The organism is Neolewinella lacunae, from assembly GCF_014349155.1.
In the GTDB taxonomy this organism is placed as follows: Bacteria; Bacteroidota; Bacteroidia; order Chitinophagales; family Saprospiraceae; genus Neolewinella; species Neolewinella lacunae.
Map to the genome: position 1 here is coordinate 1 of NZ_JACSIT010000001.1, position 278 is coordinate 278.

The window sequence follows — 278 nt, forward strand, 5'->3', positions numbered from 1 at the left end:
GTGAACTGGTGTGAGTACAACACGCTGGGCCAGCCCTACCTGATCCCGCGGGACGGCGACGGCATCCGCAACCCCGAGACGCAACTGCTCTACCTGAACGTAATCCCCCGGGTGACGACCACGCTGACGGACGACTTCGCGTTCCTGAGCCGTTTCACGGACCGGAACTACAACCCCGGTGCGCCGCAGTTTGACCAGACGCTGGACGACGGCAACGACATGGACGGCACGGACGACGACAACGGCAACGACAACATCGACAACGATGTGTACGCCGC

1 protein-coding gene is annotated in these 278 nt (G+C 62.9%); it reads left to right on the top strand.

The window, feature by feature from the left end:
* The coding region (locus H9S92_RS00005) for a hypothetical protein (RefSeq protein WP_187464684.1) at positions 1 to 278 on the top strand (278 nt) is incomplete at both ends.